The organism is Kitasatospora sp. NPDC059646, from assembly GCF_042734615.1.
GTDB lineage: Bacteria > Actinomycetota > Actinomycetes > Streptomycetales > Streptomycetaceae > Kitasatospora.
Genome location: NZ_JBHWDS010000028.1, coordinates 26,252 through 53,104 on the forward strand (window position 1 = coordinate 26,252; position 26,853 = coordinate 53,104).

General features: G+C 72.2%; 23 protein-coding genes and 3 tRNA genes. 18 read left to right on the forward strand and 8 right to left on the reverse strand.

The features are described 5' to 3' along the window. Positions 1-15: 15 nt before the first annotated feature. The gene (locus ACFV1L_RS20635) at positions 16-1,071 is read right to left on the reverse strand and encodes a M48 family metallopeptidase (RefSeq protein ID WP_380367756.1); all 1,056 of its coding nucleotides are present in this window, start codon (positions 1,069-1,071) and stop codon (positions 16-18) included. A 307-nt stretch (positions 1,072-1,378) separates the two neighbouring features. On the opposite strand from ACFV1L_RS20635, the gene ACFV1L_RS20640 reads away from it, so the two are divergent. The 15 genes from ACFV1L_RS20640 (at position 1,379) to ACFV1L_RS20710 (ending at position 18,416) form a co-directional block, all read left to right on the forward strand. Continuing rightward, positions 1,379-1,591, forward strand: a complete 213-nt coding sequence (locus ACFV1L_RS20640; protein ID WP_380367758.1) for a hypothetical protein — start codon at positions 1,379-1,381, stop codon at positions 1,589-1,591. A 219-nt stretch (positions 1,592-1,810) separates the two neighbouring features. Beyond that, positions 1,811-1,960 carry a hypothetical protein gene (locus tag ACFV1L_RS20645; protein WP_167574047.1) on the forward strand — a complete coding sequence of 50 codons (150 nt, stop codon included), beginning with the start codon at positions 1,811-1,813 and terminating at the stop codon, positions 1,958-1,960. Positions 1,961-2,060: 100 nt separating this feature from the next. Then, the gene (nadD, locus tag ACFV1L_RS20650; protein ID WP_035862724.1) at positions 2,061-2,726 is read left to right on the forward strand and encodes a nicotinate-nucleotide adenylyltransferase; all 666 of its coding nucleotides are present in this window, start codon (positions 2,061-2,063) and stop codon (positions 2,724-2,726) included. Positions 2,727-2,743: 17 nt separating this feature from the next. Beyond that, positions 2,744-4,888 carry a LytR C-terminal domain-containing protein gene (locus ACFV1L_RS20655; RefSeq protein WP_380367760.1) on the forward strand — a complete coding sequence of 715 codons (2,145 nt, stop codon included), beginning with the start codon at positions 2,744-2,746 and terminating at the stop codon, positions 4,886-4,888. A gap of 266 nt (positions 4,889-5,154) precedes the next feature. After that, positions 5,155-5,592 carry a ribosome silencing factor gene (gene rsfS, locus ACFV1L_RS20660; protein WP_380367761.1) on the forward strand — a complete coding sequence of 146 codons (438 nt, stop codon included), beginning with the start codon at positions 5,155-5,157 and terminating at the stop codon, positions 5,590-5,592. Continuing rightward, entirely contained in the window at positions 5,589-6,236 is a 648-nt protein-coding gene (locus ACFV1L_RS20665) for a histidine phosphatase family protein (RefSeq protein WP_380367849.1), read from the forward strand. The genes rsfS and ACFV1L_RS20665 overlap by 4 nt, the downstream gene beginning before the upstream one ends. Positions 6,237-6,586: 350 nt before the next feature. Beyond that, positions 6,587-6,659: transfer RNA gene (locus tag ACFV1L_RS20670), tRNA-Ala, on the forward strand. A gap of 38 nt (positions 6,660-6,697) precedes the next feature. Continuing rightward, positions 6,698-6,770: transfer RNA gene (locus tag ACFV1L_RS20675), tRNA-Ala, on the forward strand. Positions 6,771-6,940: 170 nt separating this feature from the next. Continuing rightward, positions 6,941-7,013 (forward strand) — tRNA-Ala (locus tag ACFV1L_RS20680). Between the two features lie 92 nt (positions 7,014-7,105). Next, positions 7,106-8,398 (forward strand): hypothetical protein, encoded by a 1,293-nt coding sequence (locus ACFV1L_RS20685; RefSeq protein WP_380367763.1) that lies wholly within the window; start codon positions 7,106-7,108, stop codon positions 8,396-8,398. A 461-nt stretch (positions 8,399-8,859) separates the two neighbouring features. Then, complete coding sequence (gene leuS / locus ACFV1L_RS20690; RefSeq protein ID WP_380367765.1) at positions 8,860-11,733, forward strand: leucine--tRNA ligase; 2,874 nt, start codon at positions 8,860-8,862, stop codon at positions 11,731-11,733. Between the two features lie 527 nt (positions 11,734-12,260). Continuing rightward, positions 12,261-13,031: a hypothetical protein gene (locus tag ACFV1L_RS20695; RefSeq protein ID WP_380367766.1), complete on the forward strand. Its 771-nt coding sequence runs from the start codon at positions 12,261-12,263 to the stop codon at positions 13,029-13,031. A 117-nt stretch (positions 13,032-13,148) separates the two neighbouring features. Further along, complete coding sequence (locus ACFV1L_RS20700; protein ID WP_380367768.1) at positions 13,149-14,072, forward strand: DegV family protein; 924 nt, start codon at positions 13,149-13,151, stop codon at positions 14,070-14,072. Between the two features lie 112 nt (positions 14,073-14,184). Next, positions 14,185-15,354, forward strand: coding sequence for a helix-hairpin-helix domain-containing protein (locus ACFV1L_RS20705; RefSeq protein ID WP_380367770.1), 1,170 nt, complete (start codon positions 14,185-14,187; stop codon positions 15,352-15,354). Between the two features lie 266 nt (positions 15,355-15,620). Continuing rightward, positions 15,621-18,416 carry a ComEC/Rec2 family competence protein gene (locus ACFV1L_RS20710; RefSeq protein ID WP_380367772.1) on the forward strand — a complete coding sequence of 932 codons (2,796 nt, stop codon included), beginning with the start codon at positions 15,621-15,623 and terminating at the stop codon, positions 18,414-18,416. A gap of 135 nt (positions 18,417-18,551) precedes the next feature. On the opposite strand, the gene ACFV1L_RS20715 is transcribed toward ACFV1L_RS20710, so the two are convergent. Then, positions 18,552-18,815 carry a hypothetical protein gene (locus ACFV1L_RS20715; RefSeq protein WP_380367774.1) on the reverse strand — a complete coding sequence of 88 codons (264 nt, stop codon included), beginning with the start codon at positions 18,813-18,815 and terminating at the stop codon, positions 18,552-18,554. A gap of 151 nt (positions 18,816-18,966) precedes the next feature. Between ACFV1L_RS20715 and holA the strand changes: the two genes are divergently transcribed. Beyond that, the gene (gene holA, locus ACFV1L_RS20720; RefSeq protein WP_380367775.1) at positions 18,967-19,962 is read left to right on the forward strand and encodes a DNA polymerase III subunit delta; all 996 of its coding nucleotides are present in this window, start codon (positions 18,967-18,969) and stop codon (positions 19,960-19,962) included. A 48-nt stretch (positions 19,963-20,010) separates the two neighbouring features. Here the strand turns inward: holA and ACFV1L_RS20725 are convergent, their stop codons facing one another. Further along, entirely contained in the window at positions 20,011-20,637 is a 627-nt protein-coding gene (locus tag ACFV1L_RS20725; RefSeq protein ID WP_380367777.1) for a hypothetical protein, read from the reverse strand. Here ACFV1L_RS20725 and ACFV1L_RS20730 point away from each other — a divergent pair. Beyond that, positions 20,624-20,821, forward strand: a complete 198-nt coding sequence (locus ACFV1L_RS20730) for a hypothetical protein (protein WP_380367778.1) — start codon at positions 20,624-20,626, stop codon at positions 20,819-20,821. The two genes, ACFV1L_RS20725 and ACFV1L_RS20730, sit on opposite strands and share 14 nt — an antisense overlap. Before the next feature lie 438 nt (positions 20,822-21,259). Here the strand turns inward: ACFV1L_RS20730 and rpsT are convergent, their stop codons facing one another. Together rpsT and ACFV1L_RS20740 are read right to left on the reverse strand one after the other, a co-directional pair. After that, positions 21,260-21,523, reverse strand: coding sequence for a 30S ribosomal protein S20 (rpsT, locus tag ACFV1L_RS20735; protein ID WP_035862702.1), 264 nt, complete (start codon positions 21,521-21,523; stop codon positions 21,260-21,262). Positions 21,524-21,698: 175 nt separating this feature from the next. Beyond that, a complete protein-coding gene (locus ACFV1L_RS20740) occupies positions 21,699-22,004 on the reverse strand; it encodes an antibiotic biosynthesis monooxygenase family protein (RefSeq protein ID WP_380367780.1) in 306 nt (101 codons plus the stop codon). Between the two features lie 102 nt (positions 22,005-22,106). Between ACFV1L_RS20740 and lepA the strand changes: the two genes are divergently transcribed. Continuing rightward, positions 22,107-23,975 (forward strand): translation elongation factor 4, encoded by a 1,869-nt coding sequence (gene lepA / locus ACFV1L_RS20745; RefSeq protein ID WP_380367782.1) that lies wholly within the window; start codon positions 22,107-22,109, stop codon positions 23,973-23,975. Between the two features lie 135 nt (positions 23,976-24,110). Here lepA and ACFV1L_RS20750 read toward each other — a convergent pair whose 3' ends face one another. The 3 genes from ACFV1L_RS20750 to ACFV1L_RS20760 form a co-directional block, all read right to left on the reverse strand. After that, positions 24,111-25,181 (reverse strand): NAD(P)/FAD-dependent oxidoreductase, encoded by a 1,071-nt coding sequence (locus ACFV1L_RS20750; protein WP_380367784.1) that lies wholly within the window; start codon positions 25,179-25,181, stop codon positions 24,111-24,113. Between the two features lie 82 nt (positions 25,182-25,263). After that, positions 25,264-26,166 (reverse strand): RNA polymerase sigma factor SigJ, encoded by a 903-nt coding sequence (sigJ, locus tag ACFV1L_RS20755; RefSeq protein WP_380367785.1) that lies wholly within the window; start codon positions 26,164-26,166, stop codon positions 25,264-25,266. Positions 26,167-26,234: 68 nt separating this feature from the next. Further along, positions 26,235-26,783: a MarR family winged helix-turn-helix transcriptional regulator gene (locus ACFV1L_RS20760; RefSeq protein ID WP_380367787.1), complete on the reverse strand. Its 549-nt coding sequence runs from the start codon at positions 26,781-26,783 to the stop codon at positions 26,235-26,237. Positions 26,784-26,853 lie beyond the last annotated feature (70 nt).

A 26,853-nucleotide genomic window follows, 5' to 3' on the forward strand; every position in this document is an offset into this window, starting at 1 on the left:
GACGCTCCGCCGCCGCTACTGCTCGCCGCCGCCGCTGCCGTTGCTGCGGCCGGCGCCGGTGAAGGTGTCGCGGAGCTTGCCGCCGACCGTGCCGACGCCGTTGGTGAGGTCGCGCAGCAGGCCCATCAGCGGGTCCTTGCTCTCCTTCACCGTCTGCGAGTACGACTCGGCGGCGGCCTTCCACTGCGCGCCGACCGAGGTGTCCGGGTCGTCGCCGCGGCGCGGGTACGCGCCCGCCATGATCGAGCGGTACTCCTCGCTCTCCGCCCACTTCTTCAGCTGCGCCACCCGCACCACCGCGAACGGGTGGGTCTGCGGCAGCACCTGCAGCAGCTTCAGCACGCTGTCGCGGAGGTCGCCCGCCCGGTCGTACTCGGCGGCCTGCTCCAGGAACGCGTCGACGTTCATCTCGGCCATGTTCGCGCCGCCGGCCAGCTTCATCAGGCCGCGCATCGACGCCTGCAGGTCCTGACCGGCCAGCAGGCCGGCCCGGTCGCTGGACAGCTCGGCCTTGCGGAACCACTCCTTGAGCGCCGTGATCAGCGCCGTGATCGCCAGGTTGCCCAGCGGCAGCCAGCCGATCCGGGCCGCCAGGTTGGTGAGGATCAGCAGCATCGTCTGGTACACCGCGTGCCCCGACATCGCGTGACCGACCTCGTGGCCGATCACCGCGCGCAGCTCCTCCTCGTCCATCAGGTCCACCAGGCCGGTGGTGACCACGATCACCGGGGAGTCCATGCCGATGCACATGGCGTTGACCGCCGGGTCCTGCGTGACGTACAGGTCCGGGACCTTCTCCAGGTCCAGCACGTACGCCGCGTCGCGCACCATGTCGTGCAGCTCCGGGAACTGACGCTCCGACGCCTTGACGGCGGTGGCCAGGAACAACAGCCGCACGCTGCGCTCGGACACCAGGCCGGCCAGCTTCTTCAGGATCTCGTCGAACCCGCTCAGCTTGCGCAGGGCCACCAGCCCCGAGCGGTCCGCCGGGTGCTCCCAGGCGCGGGTGGAGATCTCCGGGAACCGCTGGCGGCGGCGGCTCGGCGCGGTGCCCTTGGTCATGTCGGTCATTGAGTACCTCTCCTGGATCGACGCCGGCACCGGCTCCCGTGGCCGGCCCCCGCTGCTTCCTCTTAACGTCGCTGTGTCCGTACTCGTCCCCGGGCGCCACGGTACGCCGTCGAACGGGGCCGCCGGTCCGGGGCGCCGTGCTCCGCGACCCGCGCCTCGTGGGCCGTGTGCTCCGCGGGCGTGCTCCGGGCGCGCGTGCGGGATGCGCGTGAGGGATGCGGGGCGTGGCGGGTCCGGCGGGGTGCGCGGCGGGGACGGCGGTAAACGGGTCTACCCTGGCTGTGCCGTACCGAAAAGGAGCCCCGTGATGTCCCCTGCCGACCTGGTCCAGCTCGCCGGACCGATCTCCAGCGAGAACGGCCCCGGCCTGTTCCTGAGGATCATCCTGATCGCCTCCTTCGTCGGAGTCGGCCTGATGGTGTGGGCGCTCGCCCGGGCCGGCCGGGACGGCGCGAAGCGGGACGCGCAGCGCGAGGCCGAGCGCGAGCAGGCCCGCGTCGACGCCGGCGACCGGGGCTGAACCCGGGCCAGCGGCACCCGGGCCGCAGGACCGGAACCCGCACCCGGCGGCCGCCCGGACCGTGAGGTCCGACGGCCCGACGGCCGGAGACGGCTCACAGGTGGTCAGACGCGGTGGGCCGCCGAGCGGTTGCGTGTCAGGCCCCCGTACGATGAGCCCGCGGGCCGCACGGTCCGTGACCGCCTGGTCCCTCACCGAGCCGAGAAGGTCCCGCCGATCATGACCTCTGCTGCCCTGCCCGCCCTCACCCGCCTCGCCGAGGAGGGTGGAAACCACGACAGCCTCAACCCGTTCCTGACGGGTGGCGCGGCGCTGTTCATCCTGCTGCTGCTGCTGTTCGTCACCACCCGCTTCAACCGCGACCGCTGACCCGGTCGCACCGCCGCCCGCGCGGCGGCGGGCACGGAGTGCCCGGGGCCGCGAACGGGCGGAACCCCCGGGCCACCCGGGTCGCGTAAGGTGTGGCGCCATGAGAGAGCAGGTCGAGACCCCCGGGACGGACACCGCGCCGGGCACCCCCGCGCCGGCCGGTGCGCCGCGTGGGCGACGGCGGCTGGGAGTGATGGGCGGCACCTTCGACCCCATCCACCACGGACACCTGGTCGCCGCGAGCGAGGTGGCCAGCGCCTTCCACCTGGACGAGGTGATCTTCGTCCCCACCGGCCAGCCCTGGCAGAAGTCCGACCGGGACGTCTCGCCGGCCGAGGACCGCTACCTGATGACGGTGATCGCCACCGCCGAGAACCCCCAGTTCTCGGTCAGCCGGATCGACATCGACCGCAACGGCCCCACCTACACCGTCGACACCCTGCGCGAGCTGCGGGCCCTGCACCCCGACGCCGAGCTCTTCTTCATCACCGGCGCCGACGCCCTCGCCCAGATCATCTCCTGGCGCTCCTCCGAGGAACTCTTCGACCTCGCGCACTTCATCGGCTGTACCCGTCCGGGCCATACTCTCTCCGACACCGGCCTGCCGGTCGGCGGCGTCTCCCTGGTGGAGGTCCCCGCCCTCGCCATCTCCTCCACCGACTGCCGGATGCGCGTCGCCAAGGGCGAACCCATCTGGTACCTGGTGCCGGACGGCGTGGTCCGTTACATCCACAAGCGGGCGCTGTACGCGTCGGCCCGGCCTTGATCCCCGGGAGGGACGGCATGACCGGTACGTCCGACGACGAGCAGTGGTACGGCCGCCAGCCCCAACCGCCCTACCAGCCGCAGCAGCCCGGCTACTACCCCGCACAGGGACACGAGCAGCAGCCCTACGAGCAACAGCCGTACCAGCAGCACTCGTTCGAGCAGCAGCCCTTCGAGCAGCAGCCCTTCGAGCAGCAGTCGTTCGACCAGCCCGGGTACGACCAGTCCGGCTACGGCCAGTCCGGGTACGGGCAGCAGCCCGGCTACCCGCAGCAGACGGGGCACGGGTCGCAGACGGGTCACGGTCAGCAGGCGGCCCACGGTCAGCAGGCGGGTCACGGCCGGCCGGGGTACGGGCAGCAGGGGTACGGACAGCAGCAACAGTCCTACGGCCAGGGCGAGGCGTACGGCCGGTACGACCAGCCGGGCGCGGCGCAGCAGCCCGGGGCGTACACCCAGGACCCGTACGGCGGCGGGCAGTCCGACTACGGCCAGCAGGCCGGGTACGCGCAGGGCGGCCACCAGCCACAGGGGTACGAGCAGGGCGGGTACGGGCAGCAGCAGCCGACCGGGGACCCGTACGGGCAGCAGCAGGGGTACGACACCTACTACGGGCAGCAGCCCGCACAGGGCTACTACCAGCAGCAGCCGCAGGCGCCGGGACAGACCCAGGGCGGGCAGGCGAACGGTGGCGCGGCGGCCGACGACGAGCGGGTGCCGCCGCAGACCGGGGCGGCGGGGCGGGGGACGCCGCCGGTGAGTCCGGCCGGTGCCCCGACCGCCGCCGTGGCAGCGGCCCGGGGGCGGGCAGCCGCGTCGGCACCCGTTCCGGAGGCCGAGGAGCCGTCCGAACTGGTCGGGGGGCGGGCCGCCGCGGCCTCGTCCGCCCGGGCCAAGGCGGCGGGCGACTCGTACGCCACCGGTGAGTTCAACTTCGTCGACGAGCAGACGGAGGACTCCGAGGACGCCATCGACTGGCTGAAGTTCGCCGAGTCCCGCAGCGAGGTCCGGGCCGAGCGGCGGCGACGGCTGCGCAACCGGCTGATCGCACTGCTGGTGGTCCTGGCGGTGCTCGCGGCCGGCGCGCTGGGCTACCTGTGGTGGTCCGGCAAGTTCGACGACGCCAACGACGCGACCAAGGCGGCCGGCGGCCGGTACGTCAACGTGGTCCACCTGCGCGACCCGCAGGGCAAGGTCACCACCGCGCTGCTGGTCGACGACCAGGGCGGGCAGAAGGCGACCGTGCTGCTGCTCCCCGACACCCTGCAGCTGCCCAGCAACGGCGACACCTCCACCACCACCATCGGCCAGTCCCTGGACGCGATCGGAGCCTCCGCCACCCGCGACGGCCTGTCCTCCGTGCTCGGCGCCAAGGTGGCCGGCACCTGGCGGCTGGACACCCCCTACCTGCTGCTGCTGGTCTCCCAGCTCGGCGGCATCAAGGTGGACACCAACGCCGAGGTGCGCGAGAACAACAAGCCCGACGGCAAGGTGCTCGCCCCCGCCGGCAAGGACGTCCTGCTGACCGGCCGCGCCGCCGTCGACTACGCCACCCTGCAGGCCCCCAACGAGAGCCGGGACGCCCAACTCGCCCGGTTCGGGCAGGTGATGGCCGCGGTGATCACCGCGATGCCGGTCACCATGGCGGACGCCACCGACGACGTGCACCGGATGAACTCGGTCGCCGACCCGTCGCTCCCGGAGAGCGCCCTCGCCGGCGTGCTGGTCAACCTCGCCAAGCAGGCGAAGGCCGGCCACCTGACCACCACCGCGCTCACCACCAAGCCGGACGGCACCCTGGACGACGCCACCGCCGGAAAGCAGGTGAAGGACATCCTCGGCGGCACCATCGGCAAGGCCAAGGGCACCGGCGGCAGCACCCGCGTCACCGTGGTCAACGCCTCCGGGGAGGACAAGGCGTCCGCCGCGCAGGTGGCCGTCATCAACGCGGGCATGGACGCGCTGCCGTCCACCGCGAAGGCTGCGACGCAGGCGACCTCGGAGATCCGCTACACCGACGACGCCAAGCGGCCCGCGGCGGTCACCCTGGCGACCAGCCTCGGACTGCCGGACTCCGTGGTGAAGAAGGTCACCGATGCGCAGAACGCGGACCTGGTGCTGGTGATCGGCAAGGACTACCAGCCGCCGCTGAAGTCGCAGTAGCGGCAGCGGCAGCGGCTGGGGAAGGGCGGCGGAAGCGGCGCGGCGTGCGGGGTGGGTCGCCCAGACGCGTGCCGTGGGCTGTCGGCTGTCGGCTGTCGGCTGCGGGCTGTGGGCTGTGTCTGCCGGGCGGCCTGCGGGGCGGGTCGGCGGGGCGGCCGGTGCTGTGTGGTGCGGGGTCGGGGCCCCGGGGCGGAAATCGCTCCGGGGCTCCGGCGCGTTCGTGAGATCCTGGGAGGGTATCCCCGCAGCCGATCCGGAAGAGCATCGTGACCGTCACCGACCGAAGCCAGGAACTGATCAACGTCGCCGCGCAGGCGGCGGCCGACAAGCTGGCGCACGACATCATCGCCTTCGACGTCAGCGAGGTGCTGTCGATCACTGACGCCTTCCTGATCGCCTCCGCCGCCAACGACCGCCAGGTCCGGGCCATCGCCGAGGAGATCGAGGACCAGCTGCGCGAGAAGCTCGACACCAAGCCGGTGCGCCGCGAGGGCGAGCGCGAGGGCCGCTGGATCCTGCTCGACTACCTGGACATCGTGGTGCACGTCCAGCACTCCGAGGAGCGCTCCTTCTACTCGCTCGACCGCCTGTGGAAGGACTGCCCCGAGGTCCCGCTGCCCGAGGACGCGATGGCGACCCGCAACCGGCCGGAGAACGCGGTCACCGACGCCGCCGGCAATGCCGTCTCCGGCGGCGACCTCTGAGCCGGCCGGCGGCGGGGCCGCGCATCGTCCTCTGGCGGCACGGCCAGACGTCCTGGAACCTCGAATCGCGGTTCCAGGGCACCACTGACGTCGAGCTCACCGAACAGGGCGTCTTCCAGGCGCAGCGGGCGGCCCGGCTGCTCGCCGCGCTCCGGCCCGACCTGCTGATCTCCTCCGACCTGACGCGGGCCCGGCGCACCGCCGCCGAGCTGGCCCTGCTCACCGGCCTGGAGGTGCACCACCACGAGGGCCTGCGCGAGACGTACGCGGGGGAGTGGCAGGGGCTCACCAACTCGGAGATCCGGGCGCGGTATCCGGAACAGTTCGAGGCCTGGTCGCGCGGCGAGCCGGTTCGGCGCGGCGGCGGCGAACTCGCCACCGAGGTGGCCGACCGGGCCGTCCCGGTGGTGCTCGACGCCGTCGACAAGCTGCCCGAGGGCGGCACCCTCGTGGTGGTCAGCCACGGCGGCACCATCCGCACCATGATCGGCCGACTGCTGGGCATGGAAGCGCAGTTGTGGGAGCGCTTCGGCGGCCTCTCGAACTGCTGCTGGTCGGTGCTCGGCCGGGACGCGCGCGGTTGGCGGCTGCAGGAGCACAACGCGGGCACGCTCCCGCAACCGGTCATCGGCGACGAGACCTGAGGCGAGTGCCGGGGTGGCGGTCGGCCCGGGGTGGCGTCCGGGCATCCGGGGTGGCGGCCGGCCCGGGGTGGCGTCCGGGCATCCGGGGTGGCGGTCGGCCCGGGGTGGCGCCCGGGCGTCCGGGTCGGTGCCGCCCCGACGTACGGGGCAGGGGCGCGTCCGGCGCGTTCGGTGGAGGGGCCGCGTCTGTGGAGGGCCGTGTCCGGGGTCTGGGGAGGGCCGCGTCCGGCGTCCGGCGCCGGGGGTCTTCGGACCCGGATTTCACAGTTCCGGCTCTGACCAGCTAGAGTCTTCCTCGTTCGCAGCGAGGAACGCAGACGGGAAACCGGGGGCGAGAGTCGCGGGACTGCGGGGCTATAGCTCAGTTGGTAGAGCGATTGCATGGCATGCAATAGGTCAGGAGTTCGATTCTCCTTAGCTCCACTCCGCACCGATGGTCCGTGAGTGGTCGTCAGTGTTGCGGGGCTATAGCTCAGTTGGTAGAGCGATTGCATGGCATGCAATAGGTCAGGAGTTCGATTCTCCTTAGCTCCACAGCAGTTCCGCGAGGCCGCCACCCGAGACGGGTGGCGGCCTTCGGCGTTCCCGGGGTCGGCGGCAGGGTGCTCGGAACGGATTAGGGGCTGGCCCGCCAACCGTGTACAGTTGTCGATGTCGCCGAGGGAAACCGCAAGGGAAACCGCAGGTGACAGCAGTGAAAGCATGGGGCTATAGCTCAGTTGGTAGAGCGATTGCATGGCATGCAATAGGTCAGGAGTTCGATTCTCCTTAGCTCCACAGCAGTCCGAAGGCCGTCCCGCGAGGGGCGGCCTTCGAGCGTTCACCCCACTTCTCTGCCGTGTGGGCCACGGGGCCGCTACCGTCGTGCCATGGCCGACCTGGTGCGAAAACGGAACGACGAGCTCGCCCGGATACTCCACCAGCTCGGATGGAGCCCGGAGCGGCTGGCCCGCGAGGTGAACGCGGTGCTTCCGGCGGGCATGGCGATCAGTTCGACCGCGCCCTACAAGTGGCGCGACCGGGGCATGGTGCCGCGCTCGCCGCACGACCAGACCGTCTGCGAGGTCCTCGGCCGCAGCGTCGGCATCGCCGTCACGTACGAGCAGCTCTGGGGGCAGATGGGCTCCAACCGGGGCGCGAAGATGCTCTCGCCCCGGCTGCTGACCGATCCGTGGACGGCCGACACCGCACAGACCGCGCTCCGCGAGGCCGGCACGGACGGGGCTCCGGTGCGCCTCACCGACCTGTTCCGCGGCGACGAACTGGAGCAGGCGGCCCGGCACTGGGCCTCCCCGCCGCCGCCCGTCACCGGCGGCGAGGGCGCACTGCGCATCGCCCCCGAGCAGTTGGCCGACCTTCGGCTGTCCTACGAATCCAAGCAGCGGCTGGAACGGGCCTACGGCGGCGGCCTGATCGTCGACCTGGCAAAGGCCGAACTCGCCATGGTGGGCAAGCTGTTGGAGCTCGGCAGCTACGACGAGCCGCTCGGCCGCGAGCTGTACGGGGCCGCCAGCAGGCTGGCCCGGCTGGTCGGCTGGGCGAACTACGACCTCGGCAACGACGCCGCCGCGCAGCGCGCCTTCGTGGCCGCCCTGCGCGCCGCCCACGTCTCCGGGGACCCGAGGCTCGGCGTCGGCGTGGTCGGCTGCCTCGCCGTCCAGGCGACGTACAACTCCGGTGGGCGGGGCCTGGATCCGGTGGCGATGCTGTCCACCGCGCTGCGCGCCGCGGACGGGGTGCTGACGCCCCGTGAGCGGGCGCTGCAGCTCGGGCGGATCGCCCGGGCGCACGGCCGCAAGGGGGAGCAGATCAGCGCCGAGGCGGTCGCCGAGCGGGCGTTCCGGGTGCTGGAGGGCCTGGACGGGCACTCCCAGGAACGCGCCGACCTGGAGGGCATGGTCGGCGAGGGGTACCTGCTGCTCGGCGAGCACGAACAGGCCCGAGAGCTGCTGCGGAGCGCGATCGAGGCGCTCACCGCGGAACGCGCCCGGGTCAAGGCGCTGCTGATGGTGCGCCTCGCCGACTCCTACCGCCGGACCGGGGAGCGCAAGGAGGCCGAGCGCACCGCCGACCGGGCACGGCAGTTGGCCGCCGGCATGCAGTCCGCCCGCGTGGCACGGGCGCTGCGCGAGTTCGACACCGCGATGCGCGCGGAGGCGTAGCGCACGCCCCGGCGGGCGGCCGGACGCCGTGGGACGGAGAGCGGACGGGGCGTCGATCGCGGGCGTGGGGCACGGAGCGTCGGCCAAGGGCGCGCCCACGGACGCGGGCGGGGCCGCGGTCATGCCTGCAAGTGCCGCCGCGGTCGCGGGTGCGCCCGTGGCCGCGCGGACGGCCGGGGCCGCATGTGGGTGTGCAGGTGCGTGTGCGGTCGGGAGGGTGCCGGCGGGCGTCCCGGATGCGTGGCGGCGCGCGCAGCAGGGGGATTGACGCGGTGACGCGAAAGGGCCTTGAAGGGGTGCGGTACCCTGAGCCCATGCGAACTGTGCGCCTGCTTCTTAGCCGGCCGCGCTGACCAGGACCGGCTTGGGTGCCGGAGTCGGCGTGGCGTCCCCTCCTGCGGAGGGGTTTTCTGCTTTCTACGGCCTGTTCGCTGACTGATGACGATGGAGCCTGAAGGACCATGAGCGAGACGACCCCCGCTTCCGGCGCGGCCGAAGCCGCCACCGAGCCTTTCCGCTACGGCGCCGCGCTGGCCGCCGAGATCGAGTCCCGCTGGCAGGACCTGTGGGAGAAGGAGGGGACGTTCAACGCCCCCAACCCGGTCGGCCCGCTGGCCGACGGGTCGGACGTCGCCGCGAAGCCCCACAGCTTCATCATGGACATGTTCCCGTACCCGTCGGGTGCCGGTCTGCACGTCGGTCACCCGCTGGGCTACATCGCCACCGACGTGTACGCCCGCTACCAGCGGATGAACGGGTACAACGTCCTGCACACGCTGGGCTACGACGCCTTCGGCCTGCCGGCCGAGCAGTACGCGGTGCAGCACGGCGTGCACCCGCGGGTGTCCACCGAGGACAACATCGCCAACATGCGCCGCCAGCTGCGCCGACTGGGCCTGGGCCACGACTCGCGCCGGTCGATCTCCACCATCGACCCCGAGTACTACCGCTGGACCCAGTGGATCTTCCTGCAGATCTTCAACTCCTGGTACGACGAGGACGCGGCGAAGGCCCGGCCGATCTCCGAGCTGGTCGCCCAGTTCGAGTCCGGCGAGCGCGCGGTGCCGGGCGGCCGCGCCTGGGCCGAGCTGACCGGCGTCGAGCGCGACGAGGTGCTGGGCGAGTACCGGCTGGCCTACTCCAAGGAGGTGCCGGTCAACTGGTGCCCCGGTCTGGGCACCGTGCTGGCGAACGAGGAGGTCACCGCGGACGGCCGCTCCGAGCGCGGCAACTTCCCGGTGTTCAAGTCGAACCTGCGCCAGTGGATGATGCGCATCACCGCCTACGCGGACCGGCTGATCAGCGACCTGGACCTGCTGGACTGGCCCGAGGCGATCAAGCTGCAGCAGCGCAACTGGATCGGCCGCTCCGAGGGCGCCCGGGTGGACTTCGGCGTCGGCGGCGACACCGTCACCGTCTTCACCACCCGCCCCGACACCCTGTTCGGTGCCACCTACATGGTGCTGGCCCCCGAGCACGCGCTGGTCGACAGCATCGTCCCGGCGGCATGGCCGGCCGGAACCCGCGAGGAGTGGACCGGCGGCGCCGCGACCCCGGCCGACGCGGTCGCCGCGTACCGGGCGGCCGCTGCCGCCAAGTCGGACGTGGAGCGCCAGGCCGACGCCAAGGTGAAGACCGGCGTGTTCACCGGTGCCTTCGCGACCAACCCGGTCAGTGGCGAGCAGATCCCGGTGTTCATCGCCGACTACGTGCTGATGGGCTACGGCACCGGCGCGATCATGGCCGTTCCGGCGCACGACAGCCGCGACTTCGCCTTCGCGCAGGCATTCAACCTGCCGATGCGCTGCGTCGTCCGGCCCACCGACGGCCGTGGCGAGGATCCGCACACCTGGGACGACGCCTTCGACACCTACGACTCGGTGCTGATCAACTCCGAGCGCGACGGCCTGTCGCTGAACGGCCTGTCGGTGGTCGACGCCAAGGCCCGGGTGACCGCCTGGCTGGCCGAGCAGGGCATCGGCGAAGGGACCGTCAACTTCCGCCTGCGCGACTGGCTGTTCAGCCGCCAGCGCTACTGGGGCGAGCCGTTCCCGATCGTCTACGACGAGACCGGCGCGATGCACGCGCTGCCCGAGTCGATGCTGCCGGTCGAGGTCCCCGAGGTCGACGACTACTCGCCGCACACCTACGACCCCGACGACGCCACCTCCTCGCCGAAGACCCCGCTGTCCCGCAACGAGGCCTGGGTCAACGTCGAACTGGACCTGGGCGACGGCCTGAAGACGTACCGCCGCGAGACCAACACCATGCCCAACTGGGCCGGCTCCTGCTGGTACGAGCTGCGCTACGTCGACCCGATCAACTCCGGCTCGGTCGTCGACCCGGCCAACGAGGCCTACTGGATGGGCCCGACCGCCGACAAGCCGGCCGGCGGCGTCGACCTGTACGTCGGCGGTGCCGAGCACGCCGTGCTGCACCTGCTGTACGCCCGCTTCTGGCACAAGGTCCTGCACGACCTGGGCCACGTCTCCTCGGTCGAGCCGTTCCACAAGCTGTTCAACCAGGGCATGATCACCGCCGACGTCTACCGCGACGCCCGGGGCTTCCCGGTGCCCGCGGCGGAGGTCGAGGAGCGCGACGGCCAGTACTACTGGCAGGGCGAGCAGGTCCGCCGCGAGGCGGGCAAGATGGGCAAGTCGCTGAAGAACGCCGTCGCGCCCGACGAGATCTCCGACGAGTACGGTGCGGACACCCTGCGCCTGTACGAGATGGCGATGGGCCCGCTGGACGTCTCCCGCCCGTGGGACACCCGCGCCGTGGTCGGCTCCTACCGCTTCCTGCAGCGGCTGTGGCGCAACATCGTTTCGGAGGTCACCGGCGAGCTGGTGGTGACCGAGGAGGAGCCGGACGAGGCGACGCTGCGCGCGCTGCACAAGACCATCGACGGCATCCGCGGCGACATGGCCGCCCTGCGGTTCAACACCGCGGTCGCCAAGGCCATCGAGCTGAACAACTTCCTGGTGAAGCGCGGCTCCACGCCGCGTTCGGTCGCCGAGCAGATCGTCCTGCTGATCGCTCCGCTGGCACCGCACATCGCCGAGGAACTGTGGCGCCGCCTGGGTCACGAGCAGTCGCTGGCCTTCGCCGACTACCCGGTCGCCGACCCCGCGTACGTGGTCGACGAGACGGTGACCTGCGTCGTCCAGATCAAGGGCAAGGTCAAGGCCCGCCTGGAAGTCGCGCCCTCCATCTCGGACGCCGAGCTGGAGGCACTGGCCCTGGCCGACCCCACTGTGGTCGCGGCCATCGGAGGCGCCGAGGTGCGCAAGGTCATCGCCCGCGCCCCGAAGCTGGTGAACATCGTCACCGGCTGACGCTGCCTCTGCTGAGGAACCGTCAGTTCGGCAGGGCCGGTCGTCCCGAACACGGGGCGGCCGGCCCTTCGCCGTCCACGGGTACGGTCGGGCCGACTGCCGTGCGAGCAGGAGGAAGCGGAGGGGGCCGGCACGTCGTCCGGCACCGGCGCTCCGCAGCGGGCCAGCGGCACGGACCGGACCGGCGGGACAGACCGGGCCGGCGCTCCGGACCGTGCCGGCGGCACGGACCGGCCTGGTGCAGCGGTCGCCTTGGAGCAAGGGGACTCGGCACAGGGAACGGGGGAGTCGAAGGATCTCGAACAAGATGGCTCCGTTCTTCGTAGGGGCACCGACGGGGCGGTGAAGGTCCTGGAGGTCTCCGGGAGATCGCTTGGGGGAAATCCCTGAGCTGTCCCTGATCTCCCATCTCCGGACGGTTGAAGGCATGCTGTCCGCCACCGGGCCGAGCTACGGTGGAGACCGGTGGACAGGGCGGGCCGCACTCGGCGGACCGCCGCCGGTCACGGGCGGAAGGTGGGCTCCCGATGGAAGCGCTCGGTGTCGTTGTGGCGCTGGTCGCCCTGTTCGGCGTGACGCTGCTGGTGATGGCGGTGGTCGGAACGGTCAAGGCGGCGAAGGCTGTGGCCGTCAAGATCGAGCGGCACAGCTCCAATGCCCAGCGGGTGGTGGAGAACGCCACCCTCAAGGCGAAGAGCATCACCAAGCCCGGCGACCAGGGGCGGATCGCCGGCCTCCGGCTGTCCCTGCGCACCGCGCTCGACTCGACCCGCCAGGTCCTGCAGGGCGGCCTCCCGCAGGACAGCCAGCTCGGTGACGCGCTCCAGCTCCTCGCCCGGCTCGACTCGCACGCCGCCGAACTCGATGCCGAACTGCGCCAGCTGGAACGCGAGCCGATGAGCGGCCGCGTCACCGCCAAGCTCCCCGAACTGCGGGAGCGCACCGAGCGCATCACGCAGTCCGCGGACTCCCTGCGCTGGGCCGCCCAGGACCGCATGCGCCGCTTCGCCGACGACGAACTCGCCCGCCTCAGCCAGGAGTGCCGGGACGAGGCCGGAGCGCTGCGGCACTGGACTCCTGCCGAGCCCGCCGCCGACCGCTCCGAATCCGCTGCCGGCCCGGCTGCCGCTGCCCGCAGTGCGGCCGCCTCCGCCGACGGCCGCGCCGACCGTCCCAAGGGCCTCGGCACCGGCCGCCAGACCACCGCCGAGGAGCTGCTCGGTCTGGCCGCCGAACCGCTCTCCCGCCTCGCCGACCGCCTGCGCAAGCCGAACCCGGCGGGACCCAACCGCCCCTGACCCCGCGTCATGGAGCGATCACTGTCCGCGCGGTGAGAGTTACCCGCTGTCGCGGAGGTCAAACCACCACAGGACGGGCACTGTCATCCTGGCGCTGCGGCGGGTAACCTCCGCCTCATGCTCGGCCACCTCGCACTTGTCACGGATTCCACCGCGTATCTGCCCCAAGAAGCGGTGGACCGGCACCGTATCCAGGTGGTACCGCTCAGCGTCGCGGTCGGCGACGAGGTCTTCGCGGAAGGCGTCGAGATCTCCCCGAAGGACGTCGCCGAGGCCCTGCGAGCCAAGCAGCGGGTGACGACGTCCAGGCCCAGTCCCGAAACGTTCACGGCCGCCTACCGGGCGGCTGCCGACGCCGGCGCCCGCGGAATCGTCTCCGTCCACATCTCCGCGGAACTCTCCGGTACCGCGGAGGCGGCCCGACTGGCGGCCGCCACCGCCCCCGTCCCGGTACGGGTGGTCGACAGCCGGCTGGTCGGCATGGCGCTGGGAAGCTGCGTGCTGGCTGCCGCCGAAATCGCCGGCGCTCTGGACGATTCCTGGGTGGAGACGACTGCCCGTGGCGTCGAAGCCGATGGCAGTCGCACCACCGAGGCGGATCTGGACCGGGTCGCCTCCGCCGCCGAGCGGCGCGCCGAGGCCACCAGCGGCTTCTTCTACGTCGACACGCTGGAACACCTGCGGCGTGGCGGGCGTATCGGAACCGCCCAGGCGTTGGTCGGATCCGCACTGGCAGTGAAGCCGCTGCTCCACCTGACCGGCGGCCGGATCGAGCCGCTGGAGAAGGTCCGCACGGCTTCCCGGGCCATCGCCCGGCTCGAAGAGATCGCCGTCGAACACGCGGGGGACCGGACGGTGGACGTCGCCGTCCATCACCTGGCGGCAGAGGATCGGGCCGAGGCGCTGGCCGAACGGTTGCGCGAGCGGGTGCCGAAGCTGAACGAGCTCTACGTCAGCGAGGTCGGCGCGGTCATCGGCGCGCACGTCGGGCCCGGCCTGCTGGCTGTCGTGGTGGCACCGGTCGTCGGCTCCACGGGCTGAGCGGGGTCAAACTCACTCGTCCGAGCGACAAGAGTTATCCACAGGGCCGAGTTGTCCACAGGGGCGGGCAAATTTCCTGAGCCCACGTCAGGCCCGCCCTACTGTCCTCGCCATGAGGACCATCACCACACCCCAGGCCCGCCGCCGCCAGGCTGTCGCCACCACCCGAGCCCGCCTCGGCCTGCTCTTCCCACCCGCTGTGCCCGCAGATCTCGACCATTCGGGGTCGAGCATCGAGACGGTTGCCTGCGCGTCGTGGTCCGAGGCCGCGGCGGACGTCGTGGCCGACACGACAGCAGGCGACATCCACGCCGCATCCGAACCCGAGCAGGCGCCAGCCCGGGCGACATCCTCCCCCGAACCACCGCATGCGCTGTCGTCGGCACGCATTCTCGCGCGATACGGGGCACCCGCCCGCTCGGCCGACGCGACCGTTCCGAGGCCCACCCAAGCGGAGTTCGGACGGCCGGCCGCTCAGCCCGGTGCGGTTCCGGAGCGCGATCCGCCTGCTGCGGTGTCCGGCCCGGACTCGGCGCCGGAGACAGCATTCGATGCCCCGCCGGGCGGCTGGGCCGACCACCCGTCGGATCCGGACCCGCCCTGGCCCGACGCCACGTCAGTTCCGGAACGCACGCCCGTGTCCCACCACTCCGACCAGCCGCGCCTCCCGCTGCGGTTCCGCCTTCCCGCAGCCTTCGCCCTTGACCGCCGGGCCGTCCTCGGCCTCACCGTCCTGCTCGTTCTCGCCATCGGCTATGCCGCGCAGCACTTCTGGCTCGGCCGGCCGCACCCCGTCCCCGTCCCCGCCATCTCCATCTCCGAATCCACCGCCGACCCCGGCACGGAAGGAGCGCCCGCACACCATCAAGCCGGCCCCGCCCTGGTCGTCGACATCGCCGGCAAGGTCCAGCACCCCGGCCTACGAACCCTCCCCGCAGGTTCACGGGTCGCCGATGCCCTGACCGCAGCCGGCGGCCCGCTCGCCGGGACGGACACCAGCTCCCTCAACCTCGCCCGCCAACTCACCGATGGAGAACAGATTCTCGTAGGCGCCGAAAACCTCGCCGGCGGTGTACCTGCCGCCCCCGCCGGCCCCATCAGCCTCAACCACTCCAGTGCCGAACAACTCGACACACTGCCGGGCGTGGGGCCGGCCCTGGCCCAGCGCATCCTGCAGTACCGCCTGGCTCACGGGCCGTTCCAGTCCGTCGACCAACTCCGCCACGTCCCGGGGATCGGCCCCCGGAAGTACGAGGACCTCAAGCCGCTGCTGACCCTCTGACCCGTGCCCCGCCCCGCTCCCGCCCGGAGGCCACCCGATGCTCTAGCTCCCGACCCGGTGAGCGAAGCCCCTGCGTGCGAATCCGCGCGGGAGGCCGCTGCTCGCGCTGCTCTGTCCCGGGCCCGTCCGCCGCCTTCCGCTCCTTGCCCGCCAGGCACGGATCTGCTGCTCGCACCAGCCGGTTGAGGCGGCCCGGCCGCACCGACGATCCATCAGCCTCCAAATCAACAAATCGACCATCAACCACACCGAGAGGAGGTGCCGTCATGCCGGCCCAGCCCTCCACTGTCCCCGAACGGACCGACTACCGGCTCCTCCTCCCGGCGGTCACCGTCTGGCTGGTCACCGCCACCGTCCTCGGCCTGGACCCGAGACACCGTCCGGCGCTGCTCCTGTGCGCCCTGGCCGGCGGCATGACCGCCTTCGCCCTTCTCACCTCGAAAGGACCCCGCCGTTCGATCCACCGACTCACGGCCGCCGTCCTGCTCACCGCGGCGGCAGCAGCAACCACCACCGTCCTCCACACCGCCGACCTGCACCGGGGCCCGCTGCCGGCCCTGGCGCACCCGGACAGGCCGCCCGCCCGGGGAGAGCCGGACTCACCGGACAGCCCGGACAGCCCGGACAGGCCGACCGATCGGGACGAGCAGGCGGGTTCGTCCGATAGCGATGCCGGGCGAGCCAGCAATCCGCAGATCACCGTCGAAGCGACCATCACGGGTGATCCCAAGCTGCACGGGGCCCACACCCACGGCAGCGCCCTCTCCCAGCCGACCCTCACCATCTCGGCCCTCGTCACCCGCGTCCGCCCACCGGCCGACACCCCGGAGGCAGGCGCGATCTCCACCGTCACCAGAACGCCCGTCACCCTGCTGATCCGCACCCAGGACGCGGACAAGTGGCAGCAGTTGATCCCTTCGACCCGCCTCGAAGTCCGGGCCGAGGTGTTGCCGGAGCGGCCGGCGAATCCGTCCGAGGGCGGTGGCTCGGCCGGGGCGGCCCGAACCGACTCGGCGGCCCTGCTCGCCCCGCAGGGGCAACCCAGGATCCTCGCGCCGCCCAGCCTCCCCCAGCGCGTGGCCGCGCAGCTCCGCAGCGGACTCCGCGACGCCTGCGACCACCTGTCGCCGGACGTTCGCGGACTGCTCCCGGGACTGGTGGTGGGCGATGTGACGAGGCTTCCGGACGAACTGGCGGACGCCTTCCGAGCCACCGACCTCGGCCACCTGGTGGCAGTGAGCGGGGCGAATCTCGCGATCATCCTGGCCGTGCTGGTCGGAGGCACCCCGAGCGACCCGGATGTGCCCGGGCGCGGCGGACTGGCCGGGCTGCTCGGGCTCTCCTTCCGCACGACAGCGCTGCTCGGAACGGGGCTGACACTCGCGTTCGTCACCATCTGCCGGCCGGACCCGAGCGTGCTCAGAGCCGCCGCCACCGGTCTGATCGGACTACTGGCCCTCGCCACCGGCAGACCGAGGCGCGGCGTGCCCACGCTGGCCGGCGCTGTGCTGATCCTGATCCTGGTCGATCCGTACCTGGCCCGGTCCTACGGGTTCCTGCTCTCCGCGCTCGCGACAGCGGGGCTGCTGATCCTCGGCCCGAGGTGGACGGCCGCGCTGCGGGCGCGTCACTGGCCCCACCACCTCGCCTCGGCGGTCGGCGCCACCGCCGCGGCGCAGGCCTTCTGTTCTCCCGTCACCGTCCTGCTGGCACCGCGGGTCAGCCTGGTCGGAGTGCCCTGCAACCTGCTCGCGGAGATCGCGGTCGCACCCGCCACCCTGCTCGGGTTCGGCGCACTCGCAATCGCGCCCTTCTCGAAGGGGGCCGCGGAGTTCTTCGCAGATCTCGCCGCGCTCCCCGTCGGATGGCTGGCCGTCGTCGCGCGGCGGGGCGCCGAGCTCCCAGGCGCCGAACTGGCCTGGCCCGGCGGACTGTTCGGCTCGGCTCTGCTGGTCGTGGTGATCGTCGCGCTGGCCTGGGCACTACCGCCCCTGCTGGGCGGGCGGCCGAGGAATCGACGGCCCAGGGTGTGGTCCGTGCTCGCCGTCGCCGTACTGCTGCCGGTGATCCTGCTGCGCCCGCCTGCCGTCACCCGGCTGGCCACCGGCTGGCCCGCCGAAGGCTGGCGGCTGGCGATGTGCGACATCGGGCAGGGGGACATGACCGTCCTCCCGGTCGAACCGGGCAGCGCCGTGGTGGTGGACGCCGGGCCCGACCCCAAATCCGCCGACGCCTGCCTGCGGGAACTCGGGGTGACCAGGGTGCCGGTCCTGATCCTCACCCACTTCCATGCCGATCACGCCGAGGGCATTCCGGGCGTGCTGCGCGGTCGGTCGGTCGGCGCGATCGAGGTGACCACCTCGGACGAACCGGAGGGCGAACACGGCAGGGTGCTGCGTTGGGCGGCCGCCGACCGGGTCCCGGTGCTGCGTGCCCGGCGAGGTGAGCGACGTACCACCGGTGCCGAGCTCAGCTGGCAAGTGGTGTGGCCGTCCTCGCCGCAGGCCCCGGACGCGACCGGTCCCAACAACTCCAGCATCGCCATCATCGCCAGCCTCGGCCCAGCGACGGCCCCGATCCGGGTGGCACTGCTCGGCGACCTGGAGCCCCCGGCCCAGGCAGCACTGCTCACCCTCGGGTTGCCGCCGGCCGCGCGCCCGGACGAGCGAGGTCCGCCCACGCCGGTCGATACCGCGTCAACAGCGCTGCCAGGAACAGGAGGTGCGGCCAAGGCAGGGGCGGATTCGGTCGGCCTCGCCAGACCGGCCGGGTATCCCGGCGGTCCCGGGCCTCCCGGACTGGGACGGGTGGACGTCCTGAAGGTCGCGCACCACGGATCGGCGAACCAGGACTGGGCGTTGATGACGGCGCTCCGTCCGCGGCTGGCCCTGATCTCCTGCGGCACCGGCAACCCGTACGGGCACCCGGCCCCGCAGACGGTGGCAGGGCTCAAGGCACTCGGAGCGACGGTGGTCCGCACCGACCGGGCGGGGGACATCGCGGTGCTGGGGGATGCACGGTCCCTGGCCGTGGCCTCGCACCAGCGCCCGTCCCACAGCTGATGCCGCGACACCTGAAGCGGAAGAAGTGTCGCAGCAGGAGCGGTCGCGGCCCGGACGGCCGGATGCAGAGCGCCCGTCCGAGCGGGTGTGGGTGCACCTCGCTCGGGCGGGGACCAAACGGAAGTCGAGGGTGGGTCAGTCCTGCTCGCGCCACCCGTCCTGCTCGGCGACGAGCCGGTCGAGTTCGGTCAGCAGCCGCGGCGTCCAGCCGTCGTCCTCGGGGGCCTCGACGACCACGATCCACTGGGCGTCCTCGGCGTCGTCCTCCCCGGCGAGGGAGTCGCGAACCACCTCGACGTCGCCCAGGTCGGGCCAGCGCGCACTCAACTCCTCGGCAATCTCCTCCGCCGCATCGCGATCGGGAAGGACGAGCAATTGACGGTCATTGTTCTTGATCACGACATCATTCTCCCCAGCCCGGAAGACCGTGCTGCGGCGACCCCACCTCACGATCCGGACCGGTGCGTCGGTCGGACCGGACGTGCAGGTGAGAGGGCGGGGGGACGTGCCGGGGCAGGGGTGTCGGCTCGGCGTGCGATCCTGGTAGGCGATGGCCAGGAAGAGTGCACCCGACGACCTGCTCGCCCCGCTGACCGTTGCGGTCGGCCAGGAGGAGCTGCTGCTCGACCGCGCAGTCGCCGAGGTGGTGGCGGCGGCGAAGGCGGCGGATCCGGAGACGGACGTGCGCGACCTCGCGCCGGGCGCGCTGCAGCCGGGCCAGCTGGCCGAGCTGACCACGCCCTCGCTGTTCGCGGAGCGGAAGGTGATCGTGGTCCGGGCCGCGCAGGACCTCTCGGCCGACGCGGTCAAGGAGGTCAAGGCGTACCTGGAGTCGCCGGCCGAAGAAGTGATCACGGTGCTGGTGCATGCCGGCGGTGCCAAGGGCAAGGGACTGCTGGACGCGGCGAAGAAGGCGGGCGCGCGGGAGGTCCAGTGCGCCAAGCTCACCAAGGCGAGCGAGAAGCTGGCGTTCATCCGCAACGAGTTCCGCACTCTGGGCCGGGCCGCCAGCCCGGAGGCCTGCCAGGCACTGCTCGACTCGCTGGGCAGCGACCTGCGCGAACTGGCCGCCGCTTGCAGCCAGTTGACCGCGGACATCGAAGGGCCGATCGACGAGACAGCGGTCGCCAAGTACTACAGCGGCCGCGCCGAGGCGACCGGCTTCGAGGTGGCCGACCTCGCCGTCACCGGCCGGGCCGCCGAGGCGCTGGAACGGCTGCGCTGGGCGCTGGCCGTCGGCCAGCCGCCGACGGGCATCACCTACGCGCTCGCCTCCGGAGTGCGCAGCATCGGCCGGCTCGCCACCGCGGGCCGCAACATGCGCCCCGGCGACCTGGCCCGCGAGCTGGGCATGCCGCCGTGGAAGGTGGACCGGGTCCGCCAGCAGATGCGCGGCTGGACGGGCGACGGCGTGGCCGCCGCCCTCACCGCCGTCGCCGAGGCCGACGCCGCCGTCAAGGGCGGATCCGACGACCCCGCGTACGCGCTGGAGCGTGCCGTGGTCGCCGTCGCCCGCGCCTCCCGGTCCGGCTCCCGCCCCTACTAGCCTCGGAAGCCCCGTGCAGCGGAACTGTCGGGGTCTGTCGAACGAGGGTCAGGCGGATCCGCCGAGGGCACGCAGAAGATCGCGGGTGTCGGAGACGAGAGCGTTGCGGACCTGGTCGCGGTCGGGGGCCGTGCCCCTGCCGTCCTGGTAGGAGGCGGACCAGCTGGTGTAGCAGGTCATGCCGCCCTGGCGGACGTACAGGACCTGGGTGAGGTAGTGCCAGCCGGGCTCGCTCCGGCCGGGGTCGTCGAGGTAGCCGACGTACGCCTCGTCGCCCAGGCCGGCCACCGGGCTGACCTGGTAGCGGCGTTGGGCCAGGCCCTCGCGCTGCGCCTCGAACTCGGCGCGCGGATCCACCTCGTGATGGAGCTGCACCTGCAGGTAGAGCGTGTAGTAGTCCTGGTCGCCGCCGACCTTCTTGCGGTACTGGCTGCAGTACATCTCGTCCAGCGCCCGGTGGTGCGTCGAATAGTGGTACGGGCTGCCCGACGGGGTCGGGTACAGCTGGCCGAAGGCGGTCAGGCGCGCGGTGGTGCACAGGTCGTCGACGACGCGGTAGCCGGCCACGGTCGGCCTGGCCGGTGTCGAGTCGCCGTTGACCAGCGAGGGGACCATCAGGACGGCTGCCGCCCAGACCACCGAGGCCACCAGGGCGCCGCCGATGCCCCACCACAACCCCCGCCCCGTCTGCCTCCGGGCGGGGCCCGGTCCGTCCCCGCCCGGTTCGGACCTGCCGCCGATCGGCCCGTCCGGCCCGATCGTGGTGACCCTCCCCGCTCCGGCGCCGGCCGTCGGGGAGACCCGGGAGCTGCGGGAACCGCGCGAGAAGCTGCTGGTGGAGTGGTGGCCCTGGAGCTGATGCGGCGGCGGAGTCGACATCGTTCCCCCGAGTACTCGGTCAGGCACGGGCAGTGTCAGGCACCCCCGCACCCTACCCCGCCGGCCCGTCCGTGCCGATGCCCTTTCCGCCCAAGGCGGTTGGGTACCACGGCCGCCGGCCGAAGGGGCGGGCGGACCTCGCCGGAAACGCGAACTGCCCGCCCGGTGGTGACCGGGCGGGCAGTTGGGGAAGCGCCCCGAGCGGGGGCTTCCGGTGGTTCATCGAGTACCGCACCCGCGTGGCGAACGCAGGCCGCGTGCGGTACGGGTCGTGCGGCTCGCCGGAAATCCGGGTAGAGGGCCGGATTCCCGGGAGCGGACGGTCGGCGGTGGCGGGTAGAGGGCCGCTGAGTCACGCCGTCCGGGGTGGTGCCGCAGCACCGGTTCGTACGGCCGGGCCGTACGGGAAGGACCAGGGTCAGGCAGCGACGTTGACGCGCTTGGTGATCGCCGACTTCTTGTTGGCGGCCTGGTTCTTGTGGATGATGCCCTTGCTGACGGCCTTGTCGAGGGCCTTGGAGGCGGCGCGAGCGAGCTCGACGGCCTTCTCGTTCTCACCGGCGGCAGCGGCCTCGCGGGCCTTGCGCAGAGCGGTCTTCAGCGAGGACTTGACGGCCTTGTTGCGCAGGCGCGCCTTCTCGTTGGTCTTGTTGCGCTTGATCTGGGACTTGATGTTCGCCACGAAAGAGCCTCAGTCTGTGTGAATCGGCAGTTCAACGGGTTTGCACCGCGCGCCGCCCGGACCTGCTGAGAGGGCATGCCGAGGGCGGAGTGCAGCCGCCCACGCTACCAGGGCCGCCCCGACCGGCCCAAACCGGAGGGCCGGGTGGGGCGGCCGCCGCGCGACCGGCGGGCCGTCAGGCGCTGATCAGCGGCTCGCCGTAGTGCTCGACCAGCGGGAACGGGTCGTAGTAGTGGTGCAGCAGTTCGCGCCAGCGCGCGTACTCGGGGGAGCGGCGGAAGCCCTCGGTGTGGTCCTCCAGGGTCTCCCACCCGACCTGGAGCAGGAAGCGCGAGGTGCGTCCGTCGTCCAGGCAACGGCGCAGTTCGAGCGAGCGGAACCCCCGCTGGCGGGCGATCAGTGGGCGGGCCTCGGCGAAGGCGGCGAGGAAGCCGTCCTCCTGGCCGGGGCGGACGTCGAGCAGGGCGCTTTCCAGGATCATGCGGTGATCGTGCCGCATGCCCGCCCGGGCGGAAGGACCGGTCGGCCTCGGGCATGGGAGGATGGACGGAACCATATTGATCGGATCAGAAATCGGACCAAGGTGCCCGCGACCCCCAGCAACGTGCCAGAGCCCAGCCGTACTGACCCGGCGGTGATCCGCAACTTCTGCATCATCGCCCACATCGACCACGGCAAGTCGACGCTCGCCGACCGGATGCTGCAGATCACCGGCGTGGTGGACCCCCGGCAGATGCGCGCCCAGTACCTCGACCGGATGGACATCGAGCGCGAGCGCGGCATCACCATCAAGTCCCAGGCGGTCCGCCTGCCGTGGGCGCCGCGGACCGGTGAGAACGCGGGCCGGACGCACATCCTCAACATGATCGACACCCCCGGCCACGTGGACTTCACGTACGAGGTGTCCCGCTCCCTCGCGGCCTGCGAGGGAACCATCCTGGTGGTCGACGCGGCCCAGGGCATCGAGGCGCAGACCCTCGCCAACCTGTACCTGGCGCTGGAGAACGACCTCACCATCATCCCGGTGCTCAACAAGATCGACCTGCCGGCCGCCCAGCCCGAGAAGTACGCGGCGGAGATCGCGCACATCATCGGCTGCGACCCGGACGACGTGCTGAAGGTCTCCGCGAAGACCGGCCTCGGCGTCGAGGACCTGCTCGACCACGTGGTCGAGAAGATCCCCGCCCCGGTCGGCGCCAAGGACGCCCCGGCCCGCGCGATGATCTTCGACTCGGTGTACGACGCCTACCGCGGCGTGGTCACCTACGTGCGAGTGGTCGACGGCCAGCTCACCAAGCGCGAGCGGATCGCCATGATGTCCACCGGCGCGACCCACGAGCTGCTGGAGATCGGCGTCATCTCGCCCGAGCCGAAGGTCGCCGACGGCCTCGGCGTCGGCGAGGTGGGCTACATCATCACCGGTGTGAAGGACGTCCGGCAGTCCAAGGTCGGTGACACGATCACCTCGCAGAACAAGGGCGCCACCGAGCCGCTCGGCGGCTACAAGGACCCGCGCCCGATGGTGTTCTCCGGCCTGTACCCGCTGGACGGCTCGGACTACCCGCTGCTCCGCGACGCCCTGGACAAGCTGCGTCTGAACGACGCCGCGCTGGTCTACGAGCCGGAGACCTCGGTCGCGCTCGGCTTCGGCTACCGCTGCGGCTTCCTCGGCCTGCTGCACCTGGAGATCATCCGGGAGCGCCTGGAGCGCGAGTTCAACCTCGACCTGATCTCCACCGCCCCGAACGTGATCTACCGGGTGATCATGGAGGACGGCACCGAGCACACCGTCACCAACCCGAGCGAGTTCCCCACCGGCAAGATCGCCGAGGTGTACGAGCCGGTCGTGCGCGGCACCATCCTGGCGCCCAACGAGTTCGTCGGCGCGATCATGGAGCTCTGCCAGTCCCGCCGCGGCAACCTGCAGGGCATGGACTACCTCTCCGAGGACCGGGTGGAGCTGCGCTACACCCTGCCGCTGGCCGAGATCGTCTTCGACTTCTTCGACCAGCTGAAGTCCAAGACCCGCGGCTACGCCTCGCTGGACTACGAGCCCATCGGCGAGCAGACCGCCAACCTGGTCAAGGTCGACATCCTGCTGCACGGCGACGCGGTGGACGCGTTCTCCGCGATCGTGCACAAGGACAAGGCCTACAACTACGGCGTGATGATGGCCGGCAAGCTGCAGAAGCTGATCCCGCGCCAGCAGTTCGAGGTGCCGATCCAGGCCGCGATCGGCTCCCGGGTGATCGCCCGTGAGACGGTCCGCGCAATCCGCAAGGACGTTCTCGCCAAGTGCTACGGCGGTGACATCTCGCGCAAGCGCAAGCTGCTGGAGAAGCAGAAGGAAGGCAAGAAGCGGATGAAGATGGTCGGCCGCGTGGAGGTCCCGCAGGAGGCCTTCATCGCCGCGCTGTCGACGGACGCCGAGGCGCCGAAGGAGAAGAAGTAACTCCCACGGCCGCCCGACCGGGCCGGGATCCCCACGCGGGGTCCCGGCCCGGTGCCGTTTTGCCGCCGGTGTTCCGGCGGTCCGGCAGCCCGGAAGCCCAGCAGCGCGGCCGGAAGCGCGGCCGCCGACGGGCGGTCAGCGGAGTGACAGCGGCAGGCCGGTGACGATCGCCGCCTTGACCAGCCGTCCGGCCGCCCCGGTCACCACCCGGGGCCGCATCGAGTCGTCGCCGTGGATCAGTTGGACCAGCGCCTCGCCGCGGCCCAGGCTCAGGCACTGGAGGGCGTACCGGTACGAGAACGGCTTGTCGGTGCGTCCGCCGAGCAGCCTGCCCAGGTAGCGGCCCTGCGGCTGGGCGGTGGCGCAGGCCATCCGCAGCTGCCCGATGCCGGGAATCTCGACGGCGGCGGCGTCTCCGATCACGTACACGTCGGGGTGCGACACCGAGCGCAGGTGGTCGTCCACCACCGCGCGACCGCTCTCGGTCACGGCCAGGCCGGATGCGGCGGCCAGCGGGTGCGGCTCCAGCGAGCCGGCCCACACCACCACGTCGGCGGGGACCGGGCCGGCCGGGGTCTCCAGTCCGGCCGCGGTGACGGCGGTGACCTGGCGCCCCTCGTCCACCCGGGCGCCGAGTCGGCCGAGCACCGCCAGGACGTGCGCCCGGCCGCGGGCCGACAGCCAGCCGCCGACCTGGCCGGACGCCACCAGGCGGACCTGCCAGGCGGGGTAGGCCTCGGCGAGTTCGGTGGCCAGCTCGATGCCGGTGGCGCCGCCGCCGACCACCGCGATCGTCCCGGGCGCGGGAGCGCCGGCGATCCGGCGGTGCAGCTCCTCGGCGCGGTCCGCCGAGTACGCGTGCTCGGCCGCGCCGGGGACGCCGCTCCAGGCGACCCGGCTGCCCAGCGCGTACACCAGGGTGTCGTATGCGATCCGCTCGCCGTCCTCGGTGGCCACCTTCCGCCCGGCCAGGTCGAGTTCGACGACCCGGGTGGCGCGGTGGTCGACCTTGCGGCCGCGCAACACGTGTGCGATCTCGGGGCGGGAGACCCGGCGGCCGGCGGCGATCTCGTGCTGGCGCACCCGGTGGGCGAAGCGCCGCTCCGGGGCGATCAGGGTGACCTGGTCCGGGCCGCGCCCGATTCCGGCGGCGGCGGACAGCCCCGCGTAGCCCGCGCCGATCACCACGATGTGCTTGCCGGTCATCTCGTCCTCCTTCACGGACTCCGCCGGTGGCGGATACGGAAGGGGGACGGAGCAGCCCGCCGGAGTGTGACGGTGACCTGCGTCACGCCCCCGACAGGTGGGTGAGCTTCTCCGGGTTGACCATCACGTACGCCGAGGTGATCCGGCGGTTCTCGACGGTGAACGCCATCACGCCCCCGACCACCCCGGGCGCCGAGTGCCAGACGGCACCCGTCTCGCCGTTGACCAGCGCCGGCACCAGCGGGCGGTCCGGGTCCACGGAACGCTCGCTGAGCTTGCGCACCAGGCGGCCCACGTGGATCGCGCCGGCCAGCGGACGGCGGGCCGCGCGGACGATGCCGCCGCCGTCGGCGTGCCAGACCACTTCCGGGTCGAGCACCTCCATCAGCGTCATCAGGTCGCCGCCGGTCGCCGCGTCGATGAACGCCGACACCACCTGGCGGTGCTCGGCGGGGTCGACGGTGCTGTGGCGGCCGCCGTCCCGCACCCGGCGGCGGGCCCGGGAGGCGAGCTGCCGTGCGGCCTCGGGGGAGCGGTCCAACGCCGAGGCGATCTCCTCGAAGCCCACCGCGAACACGTCGTGCAGGACGAACGCCGCACGCTCGGCCGGTGTCAGCTGCTCCATCACCGCCAGCATCGCGACCGACACCGCCTCACCGACCTCGGCCAGTTCGGCGGGGGAGTCCTCGGTGGTCAGCAGCGGCTCCGGCAGCCACTCGCCGTAGTACGCCTCGCGGCGGGCCCGGGCCGAGCCCAGCTGGTCGTAGCAGAGCCTGGTCACCACGGTGGTCAGGTAGGCGCGCGGCTCGGCGATTCCCGACCGGTCGGCGGACTGCCAGCGCAGCCAGGCCTCCTGCAGCACGTCCTCGGCGTCGGCCACCGAACCCAGCAGGCGGTAGGCGATCGAACCCAGGTAACGGCGCTCCGCCTGGAAGGCGTCCACGGGGCCGGACGGCGCGGAGTCGAGGGCGGTCGGTTCGGGCACGTTCCCACGGTAGCGCGCCGAACGGGCTTGGTAGTAGGCGGTCCTGACCGGATGTCAGGGGCGGGCGGTCAGGGGCGTGCCGAGGCGGGGTGCGGGGTGGTCTCCACGCTGTGCAGCAAGTCCCTGAGCAGCGCGTTCAGCTCGGCCAGTCGCTGCTCGCCGAGCCGGTCGATGATCCGCTGCTGGACGGCGGTTCCGGCGGCCACCGCCTGGTCGACCGTCTCCCGGCCGTGGTCGGTGAGGGTGATCCGCAGGCCGCGCCGGTCGTTCGGGTCGGGGGAGCGGGTGACCAGGCCGGCCCGCTCCAGCTTGTCCAGGCGGCCGGTCATCCCGCCGGTGGTGAGCATCAGGGTGGCGGTCAGCTCGCGCGGCGACAGTGAGAACGGCTCCCCGGCGCGGCGCAGCGTGGCCAGGACGTCGAACTCGCCGCGGCCGATGCCGTACGGCGCGTAGGCCTGCTCCATCAGGTCGCCGACCGCGCGGGAGAGCCGGTGCACGCGGCCGAAGGCGGCCATCGCCTCGGTCCGGTCGGCGAGGTCGGGGCGCTCGTGCCGCCACTGGTCGGCGATCGTGTCCACCGGGTCGTGCGCGGTGCTGCGGAGGTCCAGTCGGTCCATTTCGCCAGTGTGGCACAGGGCGGCTCGGGAGTGAGTGGCTGATCGCCGAGATTCCTTCCGTTAATTGACT

What these genes read in the sequence shown, in the direction of transcription:
- ACFV1L_RS20695 (WP_380367766.1), top strand. Translation starts at nt 12,261, where the DNA reads ATGGAAGCGCTCGGTGTCGTTGTGGCGCTGGTCGCCCTGTTCGGCGTG.
- ACFV1L_RS20710 (WP_380367772.1), top strand. Translation starts at nt 15,621, where the DNA reads ATGCCGGCCCAGCCCTCCACTGTCCCCGAACGGACCGACTACCGGCTC.
- ACFV1L_RS20685 (WP_380367763.1), top strand. Translation starts at nt 7,106, where the DNA reads ATGGCCGACCTGGTGCGAAAACGGAACGACGAGCTCGCCCGGATACTC.
- ACFV1L_RS20740 (WP_380367780.1), bottom strand. Translation starts at nt 22,004, where the DNA reads ATGATCCTGGAAAGCGCCCTGCTCGACGTCCGCCCCGGCCAGGAGGAC.
- ACFV1L_RS20645 (WP_167574047.1), top strand. Translation starts at nt 1,811, where the DNA reads ATGACCTCTGCTGCCCTGCCCGCCCTCACCCGCCTCGCCGAGGAGGGT.
- leuS (WP_380367765.1), top strand. Translation starts at nt 8,860, where the DNA reads ATGAGCGAGACGACCCCCGCTTCCGGCGCGGCCGAAGCCGCCACCGAG.
- ACFV1L_RS20700 (WP_380367768.1), top strand. Translation starts at nt 13,149, where the DNA reads ATGCTCGGCCACCTCGCACTTGTCACGGATTCCACCGCGTATCTGCCC.
- ACFV1L_RS20705 (WP_380367770.1), top strand. Translation starts at nt 14,185, where the DNA reads ATGAGGACCATCACCACACCCCAGGCCCGCCGCCGCCAGGCTGTCGCC.
- ACFV1L_RS20635 (WP_380367756.1), bottom strand. Translation starts at nt 1,071, where the DNA reads ATGACCGACATGACCAAGGGCACCGCGCCGAGCCGCCGCCGCCAGCGG.
- holA (WP_380367775.1), top strand. Translation starts at nt 18,967, where the DNA reads ATGGCCAGGAAGAGTGCACCCGACGACCTGCTCGCCCCGCTGACCGTT.
- ACFV1L_RS20750 (WP_380367784.1), bottom strand. Translation starts at nt 25,181, where the DNA reads ATGACCGGCAAGCACATCGTGGTGATCGGCGCGGGCTACGCGGGGCTG.
- nadD (WP_035862724.1), top strand. Translation starts at nt 2,061, where the DNA reads ATGAGAGAGCAGGTCGAGACCCCCGGGACGGACACCGCGCCGGGCACC.
- ACFV1L_RS20730 (WP_380367778.1), top strand. Translation starts at nt 20,624, where the DNA reads ATGCCCCACCACAACCCCCGCCCCGTCTGCCTCCGGGCGGGGCCCGGT.
- ACFV1L_RS20640 (WP_380367758.1), top strand. Translation starts at nt 1,379, where the DNA reads ATGTCCCCTGCCGACCTGGTCCAGCTCGCCGGACCGATCTCCAGCGAG.
- ACFV1L_RS20760 (WP_380367787.1), bottom strand. Translation starts at nt 26,783, where the DNA reads ATGGACCGACTGGACCTCCGCAGCACCGCGCACGACCCGGTGGACACG.
- ACFV1L_RS20655 (WP_380367760.1), top strand. Translation starts at nt 2,744, where the DNA reads ATGACCGGTACGTCCGACGACGAGCAGTGGTACGGCCGCCAGCCCCAA.